This window comes from Clostridium paridis (genome assembly GCF_016765615.1).
Lineage (GTDB): Bacteria > Bacillota > Clostridia > Clostridiales > Clostridiaceae > Clostridium_T > Clostridium_T paridis.
The window spans coordinates 154857-171461 of sequence record NZ_JAESWA010000017.1 but is presented as its reverse complement, the minus strand read 5'-3'; the positions used below and the strand labels follow the sequence as shown (position 1 = coordinate 171461).

The 16605-nt window shown below is 29.0% G+C and carries 17 protein-coding genes; 13 read left to right on the top strand and 4 right to left on the bottom strand.

Annotation, left to right across the window (positions count from 1 at the left end):
* The first annotated feature begins 161 nt into the window (after positions 1-161).
* Positions 162-839 (top strand): SLATT domain-containing protein, encoded by a 678-nt coding sequence (locus tag JK634_RS03930; protein WP_202766318.1) that lies wholly within the window; start codon positions 162-164, stop codon positions 837-839.
* A gap of 417 nt (positions 840-1256) precedes the next feature.
* A complete protein-coding gene (locus JK634_RS03925; RefSeq protein ID WP_202766317.1) occupies positions 1257-2465 on the top strand; it encodes a phospholipase D-like domain-containing protein in 1209 nt (402 codons plus the stop codon).
* A gap of 87 nt (positions 2466-2552) precedes the next feature.
* On the opposite strand, the gene JK634_RS03920 is transcribed toward JK634_RS03925, so the two are convergent.
* Together JK634_RS03920 and JK634_RS03915 are read right to left on the bottom strand one after the other, a co-directional pair.
* The gene (locus JK634_RS03920) at positions 2553-3830 is read right to left on the bottom strand and encodes an FAD-dependent oxidoreductase (RefSeq protein ID WP_202766316.1); all 1278 of its coding nucleotides are present in this window, start codon (positions 3828-3830) and stop codon (positions 2553-2555) included.
* The gene (locus JK634_RS03915; protein WP_202766315.1) at positions 3827-4819 is read right to left on the bottom strand and encodes a sulfide/dihydroorotate dehydrogenase-like FAD/NAD-binding protein; all 993 of its coding nucleotides are present in this window, start codon (positions 4817-4819) and stop codon (positions 3827-3829) included. Before JK634_RS03915 ends, JK634_RS03920 begins: the two co-directional genes overlap by 4 nt.
* Positions 4820-4991: 172 nt before the next feature.
* Between JK634_RS03915 and JK634_RS03910 the strand changes: the two genes are divergently transcribed.
* Positions 4992-5486 (top strand): hypothetical protein, encoded by a 495-nt coding sequence (locus tag JK634_RS03910; protein WP_202766314.1) that lies wholly within the window; start codon positions 4992-4994, stop codon positions 5484-5486.
* A gap of 200 nt (positions 5487-5686) precedes the next feature.
* Entirely contained in the window at positions 5687-6301 is a 615-nt protein-coding gene (locus tag JK634_RS03905; RefSeq protein WP_202766313.1) for a DUF4037 domain-containing protein, read from the top strand.
* Positions 6302-6616: 315 nt separating this feature from the next.
* Here JK634_RS03905 and JK634_RS03900 read toward each other — a convergent pair whose 3' ends face one another.
* Complete coding sequence (locus JK634_RS03900; RefSeq protein ID WP_207753585.1) at positions 6617-7000, bottom strand: PadR family transcriptional regulator; 384 nt, start codon at positions 6998-7000, stop codon at positions 6617-6619.
* Between the two features lie 147 nt (positions 7001-7147).
* Here JK634_RS03900 and JK634_RS03895 point away from each other — a divergent pair, with 147 nt between their 5' ends.
* Positions 7148-7372 carry a hypothetical protein gene (locus tag JK634_RS03895; RefSeq protein ID WP_202766312.1) on the top strand — a complete coding sequence of 75 codons (225 nt, stop codon included), beginning with the start codon at positions 7148-7150 and terminating at the stop codon, positions 7370-7372.
* A gap of 36 nt (positions 7373-7408) precedes the next feature.
* Here the strand turns inward: JK634_RS03895 and JK634_RS03890 are convergent, their stop codons facing one another.
* Positions 7409-8224: a TIM barrel protein gene (locus JK634_RS03890; protein WP_202766311.1), complete on the bottom strand. Its 816-nt coding sequence runs from the start codon at positions 8222-8224 to the stop codon at positions 7409-7411.
* A gap of 152 nt (positions 8225-8376) precedes the next feature.
* Between JK634_RS03890 and JK634_RS03885 the strand changes: the two genes are divergently transcribed.
* The 8 genes from JK634_RS03885 to JK634_RS03850 all read left to right on the top strand — a co-directional run bounded on the left by JK634_RS03885 (position 8377) and on the right by JK634_RS03850 (position 16593).
* Positions 8377-9087, top strand: coding sequence for a pseudouridine synthase (locus tag JK634_RS03885; protein ID WP_202766602.1), 711 nt, complete (start codon positions 8377-8379; stop codon positions 9085-9087).
* A gap of 11 nt (positions 9088-9098) precedes the next feature.
* Positions 9099-9641 carry a tRNA 5-(aminomethyl)-2-thiouridylate-methyltransferase MnmM gene (gene mnmM / locus JK634_RS03880; protein WP_202766310.1) on the top strand — a complete coding sequence of 181 codons (543 nt, stop codon included), beginning with the start codon at positions 9099-9101 and terminating at the stop codon, positions 9639-9641.
* 90 nt (positions 9642-9731) lie between these two features.
* Positions 9732-10634, top strand: coding sequence for a MurR/RpiR family transcriptional regulator (locus JK634_RS03875; RefSeq protein ID WP_202766309.1), 903 nt, complete (start codon positions 9732-9734; stop codon positions 10632-10634).
* Between the two features lie 79 nt (positions 10635-10713).
* Positions 10714-11937: a BaiN/RdsA family NAD(P)/FAD-dependent oxidoreductase gene (locus tag JK634_RS03870; RefSeq protein ID WP_202766308.1), complete on the top strand. Its 1224-nt coding sequence runs from the start codon at positions 10714-10716 to the stop codon at positions 11935-11937.
* Between the two features lie 71 nt (positions 11938-12008).
* On the top strand, positions 12009-12653 hold the full coding sequence (cmk, locus tag JK634_RS03865; protein WP_202766307.1) for a (d)CMP kinase: 645 nt from the start codon (positions 12009-12011) through the stop codon (positions 12651-12653).
* A 57-nt stretch (positions 12654-12710) separates the two neighbouring features.
* Positions 12711-14603: a bifunctional 4-hydroxy-3-methylbut-2-enyl diphosphate reductase/30S ribosomal protein S1 gene (locus tag JK634_RS03860; RefSeq protein WP_202766306.1), complete on the top strand. Its 1893-nt coding sequence runs from the start codon at positions 12711-12713 to the stop codon at positions 14601-14603.
* 110 nt (positions 14604-14713) lie between these two features.
* A complete protein-coding gene (locus JK634_RS03855) occupies positions 14714-15706 on the top strand; it encodes a hypothetical protein (protein ID WP_202766305.1) in 993 nt (330 codons plus the stop codon).
* A gap of 50 nt (positions 15707-15756) precedes the next feature.
* Positions 15757-16593 (top strand): GNAT family N-acetyltransferase, encoded by an 837-nt coding sequence (locus JK634_RS03850; RefSeq protein ID WP_202766304.1) that lies wholly within the window; start codon positions 15757-15759, stop codon positions 16591-16593.
* The last annotated feature ends 12 nt before the right edge of the window (positions 16594-16605 follow it).

Genomic DNA, 16605 nt, shown 5'->3' with positions numbered 1-16605 from the left:
CTATGAAGGGTACCCCTTCTTCTTTTATGCTAAGTAATATCGGATTAAATGCATTGAATTATGATATTTCAATATAGTTAAAATCTAAAATATTTAATGTATAAACGTCATTGGGTAATATGGTATAATTGTATAAAAAAGGAACCAAGGAGGTGTGTTTAATGGAAGTGGATTTTTCAAATAAGAAAGGGCTTTTAGAGTTAAATAAAAGTAAAAAAGAGAATGCAGATTTATTAGAAGAGCTGAAAAGAAGAGTTGATATAACATACAGAACAAGGATAATTTCTACTAATAGATTAAGAGAAAAGCATAATGAGTATAAAAAATTAAATATATACTATTCTGCATTGATAACAGGAATTTCTATACTTTCAATTGGGATTGATATTAAAATATCAAAGATATCGATTTCAAATATAGTTCTAATGTTTTCTATAGTTCTTACGTACTTTATGTTTTATATATCTGAACAAAATCTTCAGGAAAGAGCTTATAAGATGGAAGAAACATTTAAGAGTTTAGATAAGCTAAAAAATAAGATAAACATAACTCTACAATATAATCAATCAAATATAACACAAGAAATATGTAAAAAATTATATAAGGAATATGAAGCAATTATATCAAGTATAGAAAATCATGAAGAAATAGATTTTGACATGTACAGACTAAGTTATTTTAAAAAGGAAGGTGTTAATGAAAAAGAAGAGGATTTGTACTTAGAGATTAAAGGTAGAGTTGAAAAATATCAAAGAGGGAAAAAGTTGAAAATGTATTTTAAGTATTTAGCTCCCTTATTTGCTGGTATAGGGGTAATAGTAGTTTCAGTATTAAAGTGAAGATGTTAAAAATATTGCTTTAGTTGTGGGAGCTGGAAGTATAATTTAGAAAAGCAGTATAAAGTTTCTATAGATATTTGCGTACAAGCTATCGACGCTATGTTTTATATTTATTATATGGATTAATAGATACATAAAGGTAGAAAAAAAATCTTACTTGCAACTAGCATGGAGAATGTTTTAATAAACTAAGTTGTAAAATTGAAGGTACACCAATAGAAGATTTTCGTAAGATAAAGTAATCTATGTTGCAGATATCTCATCCACTAAGCTGAAACTGAAATATAAAGATTACAATCTATGCTATATGAAGAGGGATAGCTTACTAGAAAATAACTGCTAGTATTTTGTAAGATGGTTTTATGATATTGATGGGTGGTAGAAGTATTTAAATTATATTTATTGGAGGTTAAAAAAATGGGAGTCGAGTTAATTTCATCAGGTTTTTTTGCAGATAAGTTTTATGAAGTTGTAGATTCATTAGAATCATCAATAAAAGTAATTTCACCATTTATAGGGTTAAAAACTGCTACAAAATTGGCAGAGGTCTTAAAACAAAATCCTAATATAAAATGTAAAATAATAACTAGATTTTATCGAGAAGATTTTATTCAAGGTGTTAGCAGTTTACAGGGATTGAACGCTTTGTTGGATTCAGGGGCAGAACTAGTTGCATTAATTGGGCTCCATACAAAATTATATGTATTCGATGAATCATCTGCAATATTAGGTTCAGCAAACTTTACAAATGGAGGATTTTTTACTAACCATGAATTAAGTGTTTTTATTGACCAAGATGAGTCAATCGGCGATGAATGCAATAAACACTTTGAAGAATTATGGGATAGAATAAAACAAACAGATGAAGGTAATATAACAAAAGAATGGATAGAACAAGAGATAGATGGAGTTGAAAAAGTATCGATCAACTTAATAAAGGGAGTATCAAAGGCTAATAGGGCAAAGCGAGGCGCAAAACTAGGTGCCGAACCATGGACACCATTTGAAGAAAAACCTAAAAATGAAGCACCGGTTAAAACAACGGATATTCTTGAAGAAGTATTAACTAATCGTATGATTGAAGATTTGAGCAATGCATGGATAAAATTTATAGCTAAATCTAATGATAGATTAAATAGTGATAATAAGTTCATAAATGAAAGAAATAGTAATGCCTTAAAGAGAGTTTACTTTAATATCAAGCCTACTGGTATTAAAGATAATGACAGTATATACATAACTGCTTTAAGCTATGATCATAAAGACAGACCTTCACCAATGATAGTTGGAAGAGCTTTAACGTATGGATATGATAAGAAAAATATTGTAACAGATGACGAAATTTTAGAAGATTATACGAGAAAGAATTATCCGTATTATATTGAATTTAAAGAATGTAAGATCATAGATACCCCTATAAAAAATACAGTACCACTACATATATTATATGATGTTGTTGGAACTAAAACATATCCAAGTTCAGCAGTAAATCCAAAAGCTGATAGAGTTTATTTAAATAAGGTACATTCACAGAAATCTCATCTAAGAATAACTCAAATGGCAAAGGAGTTTTTAGATAAGACCTTGGATGAATATTTCAAGAAGTATGGAAAGATAGAACTTTAAATAGAAACTATTAAACAAAATAAAATATGAATTAAAATAACTACATTTATAAAGCAAAGGGAACCCAAAAGGGTTCCCTTAAAATTTCTATATAAGCTTTTGATTAAATACACCATCTAAATTAACTTTTCTTACTCTGTTTTTGATTTCTTCTACATTAGTGCTATATAAATTTAGTGATTTCATTCTGTTAAAATAATCAGAACCAGCGAAGGTATATCTTGTTTTTCTTCCTTCACGAGTTTTAGATCTTTCATTAGCATAGGAGATTAAATCCCCAACGCATAGTGAAGAGGGTAGAGTTAATAGTGGAATACCCAAAGCTAATCTTACAGCATTATGGCCTGCAAGTGCTCCTGTACACATAGCTTCAGTGTGTCCTACAAAAAGACCAGATTTTTCACCTGCACAGAATAAATTATCTACGCCTATAACTCTCATATTATTATCTCTAGGAGCAACTGAAAGATATCTTATAGAATTTCCTATAGAACCAGCTAGAGGATCCACATACCTTGCTTTTTCAAGTCCAGGTATTTTTCTTAGCTTTTCTAATGGATAATAGGTTGTCATTAATTTTGCATGGCCAGTATCTAATAAAACAATATTTTCAGCAAATTCTTTTAAAGCATATTGCTGACATACCTTAGCTTCAAGCTTTCCATAGTTAACATCTTCTGGTGGAACCTTTAATACTGCAACTCCTTCTTTTTCTAAAACTTCTTTTAACTCTTCTGAAAGACTATCTTTTGCAACTTCACAAGAACCAGAAAATGCACCTAATTTATCATCATTTCTTTCTCCAGAAAAATCCTTAACACCAGCTCTTTCACTTATAGATATTCTAGGCCCATATGAGGGACATCTAAGTATACACATAGCACAGCCGTTTCCGAAGCGCTGACAATTACCCATAGGACCTGTTGAGCCTGTGGTTTCTATAATAACATCTCCCTCGATATATTCTCCACTAGAAAGATGTATACCCTTGATGCTTTTATCAGTTTGATCTATATCTGTAACACGTGTAATTAGGTGTAAGTTAATTCCCATGTCTAATAGTAGTTTTTTAACATCAGGTTCAATTGATGTAACATCATATAATGAAGCATGTTCGTGTCCTGGGAACTTTATATTCTTATGTTTAGAGTTATTATCACATATTTCCATAAGTTCACTTGAGCCAAGTTCAATTAATTCTTCAGAAGCAGTAAAACGTCCATTATTACGCATAATTCCGCCTATATTACCTAAACCTAAAAGTAAATCAGTCTTTTCAAAAACGTGCACCTCTGCACCTGCTTTCCTAGCTGAGATTGCAGAAGAAACTCCAGCCCAGCCTCCACCTACAACTAATACCTTCATATAAATCTTCTCCCTTCAAAAATATCTCTTGGATCTGCTTGAACTTTACATAGTCTTTTTACTCTGTGACCAGCAAATCTTGCAGTGCAACTTCCACATACTCCTTCTCCGCAACACATTTTAGAATTATTACAACAGGATAATTTAATACTTTTTTCACCTATAGTATCTAAATATTGCATCACTTTAAAGGTTAATATATCTGCACCTCCACAATGTATTAATTTGATATTATTATTTTCAATGGAATCTTTTATATAGGCTTTACATTTATCAGATAGCTTTCCAGCATCAAGTAAAGACATTTCGTTATAAGATAATCCAAGATTAGATAATATATCATTAACATATACATCATCAAATGGCTCTTTATCAATAAGAATATCAAGATCATTTCCTTGATTTTTAAGAGCCTTAATTACTGGAATCATAGGAGCCATTCCAATACCTCTAGCTAGAATTAAACATTTAGAATTTGTAGTATTCTTTATATTTTTTAACCCAAAGACTCCATTCCAATAGGGACCTCTTATTACTAGATTCTCAACTGATTTTGTATTTATAAGGTGTTTTGTTTTAATACCTCTTATCTCAATTAATATACTAGCATTGTTAGCATCAGTGTCACATTCCATTATAGAAATTGGTATATCAAAATAAAAATTATCATCAGTTCTTAGAAAAATAAAACTACCTGGTGTTGTTAAATCAAGAGCAAGATCTTCAGGTAATTTGAATTTAATAAGTAATAGATCCTTTTGAAGTAATATCCAGTCTTCTATTTTACATGAGTAAGTTTTCCTTCCTTCCTTTGGTTTAGAGCCGTTAGCTATCCATCCTTGATAAATACATACTCCTTTCCAGTTTAGACAGTCGCAAAAGCATTCCCCATGTAATTGGGAACATAATAAACATTCATTTGCTTCTGCTAGATGGCAAGGACAAAATTTACTCCCACTATCTATACAATCAATTTTTTCACCTTTCATTGTTCCTCCAAAAGAGATTATTCTATTATTAAGGTATTTATATTTATTTCAATTGTTACAAATAAATATAATGTTTTTCATTGAACTTATTGTAGGTTAGGAAAATAGTGCTATAATATAGTTAGACCAAAGAATACAAATGCGCTATTAAATAGATCTAGGAGGAGAAACTATGGGAAAACGTATCGATAACTATAATAAATATAAGACACAAATCAGCAATATATTTGTTGAAAACTTAAAACAATTGGATCTTGATTCATTATTTAACCAAGTACAAGAAAGCTTAGAAAACAGAGATCCAAAGCATGAATATGGAGTTTTATGGGATAATAGACCTTTCCTAAGAATCAATTTAGAAGAGTACAAAGATATTGATTTATACATACCACATGCAGAAACAATTGCAATACTTAAAGACGCTGATAAGGAAACTCTAGATAATACAGTTTTCTTTAGATATAAAGACAGTATGTCAGGAACACACTACTATAACAATACTTTTGATGTAATATATAATAAAGCTAAAAAAGAACTTATTTATGATGGCCCAAGAGGATATTTAAAAGTTCAGTTAGATGAAACTACATCAATTGAAAAAGGTTGCTACGATAAAGAGTACATACTATTTATTTTAAGTACAATTTCTGATTACTATAACGTATAAGAAAATAAATGAATTATATAGGATAGTTTAAGGTTTATTACCTTAAGCTATCCTTTTTTGTTTTGGATGATATAGATATGGTAATATGATACAATATAAGGAAAAAGTTACAGTTGGTATTTTTATGGAGGTCTTAAAATGATTAATCTTTATGAAGATGATTTAAGAGATTGTTCATAAGTATTTTATGGGGGAATAGCATGGTTTATAACACAGAAAAAATTCTTGACACATTAATAAAGAATATCTCGGAAATAGTGGAAGTGCAATCAATTGGAATTAGTGGTGGTAAAACTTCTCTTCCTAAGGTTAGAGAAGGGGATATTGATATTTTTATATATTGTGATACTATACCTGATATTGAAAAGAGGCAATTAGTAATAAATGAATTAGGTAACATGATACAGGAATATAAATTGAATACATTTGAAGGAGGTCACTGGGGAGTAGGAGATTTTATGCTAATAAATGGCATTGAAACATGGTTAATGTATTTTACTGAAACTGAAACCTTAACAGATGTAGCGTCTATACTTAAAGGTGAACAACCTGATAAATTAGATAATTACTATTATCCAATAGGGCGATGTGCCATGCTTGGCAATATTCAGGTTCTAGTTGATAAAAATAAGTTTTTATATAATTTGAGGAAGAGGCTATCAAAGTACCCAGAGGAATTAGCTAAAATACTTGTACAGTATCATATGACAGAACTTGAAGATACAGAGGACTTAGAACGAGCTGTAGTAAGAAAAGATGTACTGTTTTATCACTTTGCAATTGATATTTCAATTGATCATTTCCTTCAAACATAATTTGCTATTAATAAAACATATTTTCCAAGTCGAAAGAGAACACTTGATTATATTGAAACCTTTAATATTAAACCAAAAAAATGTAAAGAAAATATATTAGAAGTTATTAGATTGGGTAGTTTTTCGGAAGGAATTAATGAATCTTTTATAATATGGAGCAATATGGCTAATGAATTAAGAAAATTGTGTAATAAAGATTGTGATTAGACTACTAAGAATATGATAAAAACATCATTAATACATTTAAAATTAATGATGTTTTTTCGATTTGCACCTCAAAATGTAAGTTATAGTACTACTATAAACTATTTCTATTTATTTAAGCATATTGATCATAATATCCAAAGTGCTCTTAGTTTTATTTAGATTATCAATATAGTCAGCTATATGTTTTTTATAATATTCAATACCTGCATCGGTAATTGAGTATATCTTCTTACTTCTTTTATTTAAAAACTCATCCCCAAGCCAAGTAGAATTAACATAGCCCATCTCTTCTAAATAGAATAGAGTATCATATACCGTTGATGAAGAGACTGGGAAAGGAAGTGAAGAACTTTCAAATCTGCCTTTAAACTCCTCTAAAACCTTATTTCCGTATATAGAATTACCTTTATATAGCTCTCCTAGTATATAAAATATATAAAGTTGTTTAGTATTAACAACATTTCTAGGGGCAACTAATCTATTTCTACTCATAATATCACCTCTTACTCTTATTATACACTAAAATGATATCCTCGTAAATGAGTATAGTATTCTAAAAAAACTTAAATTTGAGATTAATTAACAATAATCAATAGGACGGAATAGTATGTACTATACAGAAGAGAAGGAGTGATTAACATGTCAAGAAGGAGAAATTGCTGTTGTAATAGTTACTACGGAGGTTATCCAGGGTGCGGATTTGGAGGTTATCCTGGAGGATTTGGAGGCTTTAATAACTGTGGCTGCTATACAGGCGGTTGTGGTTACCCCTACAATTCACTTATAGGACAGACTTGCTTATTTAATAGTCCCTTATTAATAGCTCTACTATTACTAGGTAACAACAGATTCTTTAGGTGCTAGAAAAAAATCCTTGCCCGTTATTGGGCAAGGATTTAACTATAGACTGTTATAAGTTTCTTTTAAAAGTAATGCATCATTTTCTAAAATAGGGCTCTCGCAAATAATACAACCCTTTATATCAAAATCTATGAAGGATTTAAGACAAGCCTTATAGTTAAAATCACTTTCTTCAAAAGGCAGATGATTTCTTTCACCTTTTGCAGTGTAGTTTATTCCAGATAAATGAATATGCATATCATTTAATGCTGCATCTCCTAAATTAGTACCAACATAATCTAATATTTTAGCAAAGTCAGAATAGTCCTTTAAAGCTCCATTTCCCCTTGCATGTAAATGAGAAAAATCTATGCATATATTACAACTTGGAATTTCTTTTGCTATATTAACTAATTCATATATGTCACCAAATTGAGTAGCTTTTCCTGTAGTTTCAAGTCTATATGTAACATTTCCTTTAGGGAGTGTACTTAATTCTCTTTTAATATTATCTAATGTATCTGCTTTAGATGAATCTAAATAAAATCCAGCATGGAATACTAAACTTCTTCCTCCAACGGATTCCAAAGCATCAGCTCCCTTTAAAATCCTTTCCTTTGATTTTTCTATTTTCTCATCTTCCTTAGCATTTAAGTTTATGAAGTATGAACCATGAGCAGATAAATACATGCCAGTTTCTTCTTTAACTTTAAGAATAGAATCTCTATTTTTTGAGGTAACATTAACAGAACGTACAAATGGTAGCTCCATAGCATCCAGTCCTATGTTATGTAAATATTCTAATCCAGTACTATAATTGAATTTTTCACCTTTACCTAATGGAATTCCTGAAATTCCAAATAGTAGTTTATCCATGCTTATCACCCTTTATATATATATTATTGGTAAGTAGTATAACAAAAATATAGTATTTCTTCAATCTCCTAAAATTTCCCAGGAAATTCCAATTTGATTTTTTTATGTTAAGTCTTTATAATTATTAAGAATACAGCAGGATAGGTGATTTTATAATGGAAAGATTACAAAAATATTTGGCAAATTGCGGAGTGGCTTCACGTAGAAAATGTGAAGAGTTAATTTTAGCTGGAAATGTTAAGGTTAATGGAGAAATCATAAAAGAATTAGGTACTAAAATTGATATAGAAAAAGATATTGTAGAATATAACGGTAGAATTGTAAAGGCAGAAGAGATTAAGAGATACATCATGCTTAATAAGCCTGTTGGAATAATATCTTCTGTTAGTGATGAAAAAGGTAGAAAAACTATAATAGATATAATAAATGCTAAGGAGAGAATATATCCAATTGGAAGACTGGATTATGATTCTTCTGGGCTATTATTACTTACAAATGATGGTGAAATTTATAATAAAATAATACATCCAAGAAGGGAAATTCATAAAACCTATATTGTTAAGGTTAAGGGAGTTTTTACAGATAAAGAGATAGAGACTTTTCAAAATGGAGTTGATATAGGGGGATATATTACAGCTAAATCAAGTATTAAAATTCTTTGGAAAGATCAAAATAACTGTAAAGTTGAAATTAAAATACATGAAGGTAAAAATAGGCAAATAAGAAAAATGTGTGCGGCATTAAATCACGATGTAATTTCTCTTAAAAGAGTTGCTATTGGAGAAATTAATATCGGAGATTTAGAATTAGGTAGTTTTAGAGAGCTTACAGACTCCGAGCTTAACTACATTAAATCTTTGTAAGGGTAAATAGTATGTTTAAATTAGTGAAGGATATTAGTTCCTTATCTCATGATATCATTGACAAATATATTGAAAACAAAAACCTAGCAATAGATTGTACACTAGGTAACGGATACGATTCTGATTTCTTATCTGAAAACTTTAATAAGGTAATTGCTTTTGATATTCAAGAAATGGCAATTACTAATTATAAGAATAAAAATAAAGATAATGTTTATCTAATACAGGATTCTCATGATAAGCTTAATGAATATGTAAAGGAAAGTGCAGATTGTATAATATATAACTTAGGATTTTTACCAGGTGGAAATAAAGAGATTACAACCATGAAAGATAGTACAATGAACTCAATAATTCAGGCACTAGATTTACTGAATGAAGGGGGAATTATTTTAATTGCTATTTATTCTGGACATAATGAAGGTGCTAGAGAAAAAACTTGCATTTTAGAATTTGCTGAAAACTTACCCAAGAATAAATATGGGGCAATGAAATTTGAGTATGTCAATCGCAATAATAATCCTCCAATGCTGTTATGCATAGAAAAAAAGTAATTTTATAATTAAGGTTGATGTAATTAATTAATGATGTTAAAATGAATTTATATTATAAATAAATTGCAAAAAAGATAGGAGTAAGGGTAAATGGATTATTTCCAAGAAAAGCTAGAAGCAAATCAAGATTTAATGAGAATTATTCAATTAAAATTTCCAAGATTAAGTAAAGGGCAAAAGCTTATTGCAGAATACATATTAAAAAATTATGATAAAGCAGCCTTTATGACTGCAGCTAAATTAGGAGTTTCAGTAGGTGTTTCGGAATCCACTGTAGTTAGATTTGCAAATGAGCTTGGATTTAGTGGTTACCCTAAGCTTCAAAAGGAATTACAAGAACTTATAAAGAATAAGTTAACAACTGTTCAAAGATTAGAACTTACAAATGATTATATTTCAGAAGAAAATGCTTTAAAAGGAGTTTTAAAGGCAGATATAGAAAATATAAGAGCAACACTTGAAAAAATAAATCACAAAACCTTTGAGGAAGTAGTTCAGTCCATATTCGATGCAAAGAGAATATATATTATAGGATTAAGAAGTTCAACTGCTTTAGCTGAGTTTTTAGGTTTCTATTTAAATATAATTCTTGATAACGTAAATATTGTAGCTTATGGTATTTCAGATATATTTGAACAAATGATTAATATCAAAGAAGGAGATTTAGTAATAGGTATAGGCTTCCCAAGATATGCAGCAAAAACAATTGATGCTTTATCATTTGCACAAAGTAGAAATGCAAAGGTAGTTGCGATAACAGATTCGCTATTGTCACCTTTAGCAACACAAGCAGACTATAGCTTAATTGTTCAAAGTAACATGGCAAGTTTTGTTGATTCACTTGTGGCACCGCTATCAGTTATTAATGCGTTAATTATAGCTGTAGGGATGAGAGAAAAAGAAACTATAGCAAATACATTTAATAATCTTGAAAGTATTTGGAAAGAATATAATGTTTATTCATATAACAGGGGTAATGTGTTAGATGAATAATTTCAAAAAAGAGGCTTTGCCTCTTTTTTCTATTAAATAAGATGTTATAATATCCTTAAGAAAGTTTAGAGGTGATATTTTGAAAAAAGTTATTGTGATAGGCGGAGGTCCAGCTGGAATGATGGCAGCAATTACTTCAGCTAAAAATGGTAATGAAGTAATTTTAATAGAAGGAAATGATAGACTTGGGAAAAAGTTATTTATAACTGGAAAGGGAAGATGCAATGTAACAAATGCTAAGGATATATCAGAATTTTTTGAGTATATTCCTGGTAATCCATATTTCTTATACAGTGCTCTTTATACATACACAAATCAAGATGTTATGAATTTTTTTGAAGGAAAGAATATAAAATTAAAAGTAGAAAGAGGAGATAGGGTATTTCCTTTATCAGATAAGAGTTCAGATATAATTAAAGGCCTTGAAAATGAATTAAACGATTTAGGAGTGAAAATTTACCTTAAATCTAAAGTTAGCGATATCGTTATTGAAGACAGTACAGTTAAAGCTGTAGTTTTAGAAAATAATCAAAAAGTATCTGGAGATCATTTTATTATAGCAACTGGAGGAAAATCCTATCCACTTACAGGCTCTAGAGGTGAAGGATATAAATTTGCACAAAAGTTAGGACATAAAATTGTCTCATTAAAACCCTCTCTAGTTCCAATTGAATTAAAAGAAGATTGGGTAAAAGAGCTAATGGGATTAAGTCTTAAAAATGTTCAAGTGAAATTAATTAGTTCTAAAGATAAAAAAGTGCAGTATAAAGAACAAGGTGAAATGCTATTTACGCATTTTGGTATCTCTGGTCCATTAATATTAAGTGCTTCTAGATATGTAAAAGATAATATACCTATGGAGATATCAATAAACTTAAAACCAGCTTTAGATAATCAAGAACTAGACAAAAGAATTCAAAAAGATTTCCAGAAGTTTTTAAATAAGGATTTTAAGAATTCTTTAGATGAATTACTTCCTAAAAAACTTATTCCTATAATAATAAATTTATCAGGAATTGATGAAAATAAAAAGGTCAACTCAATAACAAAAGAAGAAAGAAAAAGGCTAGTAGAGTTGATTCAAAACTTGACCTTTACTGTAAAAGGGTTAAGACCAATCGAAGAAGCAATAGTAACTGCTGGTGGGATTGATACAAAAGAAATAGATCCATCTACCATGAAATCAAAATTAATTTCAAATATTTCATTTGCTGGTGAAGTTATGGATGTAGATGCATTTACGGGTGGATATAATGTTCAAATTGCATTATCTACTGGTTATATAGCTGGAACTTCAATTTAATAATTTATTTTTATTTCCAATATGATATAATAGAAATTGGTAATGTTTTAAAAAAGAAAGGAAGTTTTGACTTGAGAATTTCAGTAGCAATAGATGGACCAGCTGGTGCAGGGAAAAGTACCATTGCAAAGATAATAGCAAAAAAACTAAATTTAATGTACATAAATACAGGTGCTATGTATAGAGCAGTGACACTTGAAGCCATAAAAAGTGATATTTCTTTTAAAGATATAGATAAACTTTCATCATTAATTGATAAGATGGAGATGCATTTTGAAAGGGATAATTTAATCTTAAATGGAATAGATATTCAAGAGGAGTTATCTTCACTACAAGTAAGTAGTAATGTTTCAAATTATGCACAAGTACCTGAAGTAAGAGAAAAACTAGTTTATTTACAACAAAAAATGAGTAAAAAGTTTGATGTTATTATGGATGGTAGAGATATTGGCACAGTGGTTTTAAAAGATTCTCCATATAAGTTTTTCTTAACAGCCTCTTCAGAAGAAAGAGCTAGAAGAAGACATGAAGAATTGATATCTAAAGGGATGAAGGTAGAGTTTGATGAAATCTTAGAAGATATGAAAAAGAGAGATTTTATTGATACTCATAGAGAAACAGATCCATTAAGAAAAGCAGACGATGCTATCGAAATAGATACTACTGGATTAGATATTGATGGTGTTGTAAACAAAATTTTAGAGTATATTAAATAATGAACTAATTATAAATATATTATTTTAGATTTATACTCTATTTATAAAGGTGATGGAATGAGAAAAGTAATATTAGCAGAAAATGCAGGATTCTGCTTTGGTGTAAAAAGAGCAGTTGATGAAGCACTTAAGAATAAAGAAGTGTTTAATAAGAAAATATATACTTTAGGACCACTTATTCATAATAATGATGTGGTTGAAATGCTTGAAAGCAATGATATTCATGCTGTTAATTTTGATGATATTTCTACATTGTCAAAGGATGATGTTGTAGTAATTAGATCACATGGCGTATCAAAGAAAGTATATGATGAACTAGAAAATAGAGGACTTACAATAATAAATGCTACATGTCCCTTTGTTACTAATATTCAAAAAAAGGCTAAAAAATATAGTGATGATGGATATAGAATAGTTATTATGGGAGACGAAAAGCATCCAGAAGTTGTAGGCATAAATGGTTGGTGCGATAATAAGGCAATCATAACTAAAAATGGAGATATTGATGAGTCTAATCTTGAAAAAGTTTGCTTAGTCTCACAGACTACTGAAAAAAAAGAAAACTGGGAAAAAACTTTAAATAATATTAGCAATAGGTCAAAGGAAGTTCTTTCTTTTAATACCATTTGTTCAGCTACAGATGTAAGACAAAAAAGTGCCGATGAAATTTCTAAACAAGTTCAAGTAATGCTAGTTATCGGTGGTAAGAATAGTTCTAACACAACAAAATTGTATGAGATTTGCAAGAAGAATTGTGATAGAACATACTATGTTGAAAATGCTAAGGAAATACCCTTAGATTTAATTAATGATAAAGAGATAGAGTTAGTTGGAGTAACTGCTGGAGCATCTACTCCTGACTGGGTAATTAAGGAGGTAATTAATATTATGGAAAACAACAACTCAGAAGTTAATCAATTAGATTTGATGAATGAAATGGATAGAAAATTAACTATTGGTGAAGTTATAAAGGTTGAAGTATTAAAAGTTGATTTTGATGCTGCATATGTAGCTATTCCAGGATATAAGTTAGATGGTAAAATTCCTAAGAATGAATTTACTTTTGATAAATCAGAAGATATATTAGAAGTAGTAAAAGTTGGAGATGAAATAAAAGCTAAGGTTTTAAGTTATAACTTTGAAGGTTATGTTCTATTATCAAGAAAAGAAATTCAAAGAGAAGAAGCCTTAGAGGAATTAAAAGATGCTAAAGAAACTGAAAAGACATTAGATATTGAAATAACTGATGCAGCTAGAGGTGGATTAGTAGCATATTATAAGGGTGTAAGAATATTTATACCTCAATCACAAATATCAGTTGCTTTTGTAAAAGACCCAGCTAGTTATGTAGGAAAAGTATTAAATGTAAAGATACTAAACTTAGAAGAAGGTAATGTAATTGCTTCTAGCAGAATTATTGAAGAAGCTGCTAAAAACGAGAGAGAAGATGCTGCATGGGGCTCTATAAATGAAGGTGATGTATTAAAGGTTAAGGTGTTAAGATTTGCAGAGTTTGGTGCTTTTGTAGATGTTAAAGGTCTAGATGGATTAATTCCACTATCACTTATGAGTTATGGCAAAGTTTCAAAGCCACAAGAACTTTTAAAGCTTGGAGAAGAAGTTGAAGCTAAAATAATAGCATTAAATAGAGAAGATAATAAACTAACATTAAGTATTAAAGATTTACTAGAAGATCCATGGGTTAACATAGAAGAAAAATATCCAGAAGGAACTATAGTAGTTGGTAAAGTAGTAAGAATAGCTGATTTTGGTGCTTTTGTAGAATTAGAAAAAGGAGTAGATGGATTACTTCACATTTCTCAAATTTCTAGAAAGAAGATAAACCATCCATCAGAAGTACTAAAAGTTAATGATGTTGTTAAAGCTAAAATATTAAGCGTTGACAGTGAGAAAAAGAAAATTGGATTAAGTTCAAAGGTTATAGACTAATAGTTTAAGTGTATATTAAAGAGTTCTTTCATTAAGAAAGAACTCTTTTGTTATTATACGAGAATTTATTGAATATATTTAATTAGTAATAATATTTTAGGAGGAATTTTATGGAACACATCATTCAGCGAGTATTATTAAATTATAATATCATTGGATATAATGCAATTAAGAATGGAAAGTGTTACATAATTGATTGTGGAGAAGATAAATTTATTTTAAATTCCCATAGAAGAAATAAAAAAGGTATTAAGGAATTATTTCAGTTTAAAGAAGATATATACAACAATGGTTTTAGGAAAACTTCACGTGTAGTTAAAAGTAACAATGGAAATAGTTATATAATAACAAAAGATAGAATTTACTATTTAACTACTTATATTGAGAATGAGAACAAAATGGAACTTTCTCTGTTTTACAAATCAACTATGCAAGTACTTAGAAATTTTCATAAGTGCACTAAAGAATTACACCCTGAAAAATACAGATTAAGAAGAGAATATGGAAAAACAATTGATAAATATATTAGAAGGTTAGTTTTCCTTGTTAATTTGAAGCAAGAATTAAATATGAAAATTATTAAAGCTCCATTAGATTCTAAGGTTTATGATATATTAAATGCTTACGATAATATATTTGATAAATGTTTGTTAATATTAAGAAGTGTAGTACCTAAAAGTTCTGAAAAACTACTTAGATATAAATTTTGTATTTCTAATTTAGGATTAGATAACTTTGGGGAAGTTGAAGGGAAGATATTGCTTAGAGATATACCTAAAATAAAGCAATCCTACTATCTTACTGATTTAGGTTCATTATTAAATAGCATAGAAAATAGTTCGTCTATTAAATGGAATTATAGTTTTTTTGAAGAGTTAGTTAATACTTATAATAAAGAAGAAACCTTTATTGACGAAGAAATTTATTTGCTTTATTGCTTTACCATATTCCCCTATAGGCTGTATGAAATTTGTAAAGGTATATATAAAAAGCAAAATACAAGCAACATAAATATATTAAGAAATGAATTTGATTATTTAATAGAAGTTAAAGAAAATCTTGATTTATGGATTAAAAAATTCGAGGAAAAGTATAATATGTAGATTTAATATATGGTATAATAATTATATTTTGATGGAGAGATGTGATTAATATGAAGATCAAAAAAGTTAGAAAATTTGATTTGAATCTTATAAAAGAAATATCAGATGAAGCAATAGAAATGAATCCATTAAATGAAGATTTCGAGGAAGCATATACTAAAGCAAATATATTGGATAAATTAGTGCTTAGAACTAATCTAAAGGTATATAGCTATGAAGATAAACTAGGTATGATATGGAAAGAAAATTTAAGAGATGATTATGTGAATTTGCGCAGCTTATACTTTCAAGATGGTTTTGAAGAGTTTCCTCTAAATGAGTTTAAATCTAATAAATTCTATTCCTTTGAAACAACTGCGACCCAAGGTAATACAGAACTATTAAATAAGATAGGTTTTCAAATTTCAGATGAGAGCATCGTTCTCCTTAAAAAATTAGGAAATGTTGATTTCATAAAAGCTGAGGATGTGGAGTTTAAAGTAGTTCAAAATAATTCAGACATAAAGACTAGAGCAGAGATACAAAATTCTATCTTTAAGGATGTAAATAGAGCTGATTTAAAGGTAGCGGATATAGTTAATGATATGAAGCAGTCATATTATATAGATGATTTGTCTATTTTAATTCTGCATAAAGGTGTCTCAATAGGATATGGACAAGTAATATATTTGAATAAACAGTATCTTGTAGTTAATTTTGGAATAATCGATGGGTATAGAAAAAAAGGCTACGGAAGAATACTTTTAAATAGAATAATAGCTACATGTACTGAGAAAAATATAAAGGATTTATATATTAGAGTTTCTGAAAAAAATACTCCAGCAGTTAACCTTTATAATTCAGTAGGTTTTAATTATTATAATAAAGTTGTTGGATGGATTAGATAAAAAGAGATAGGA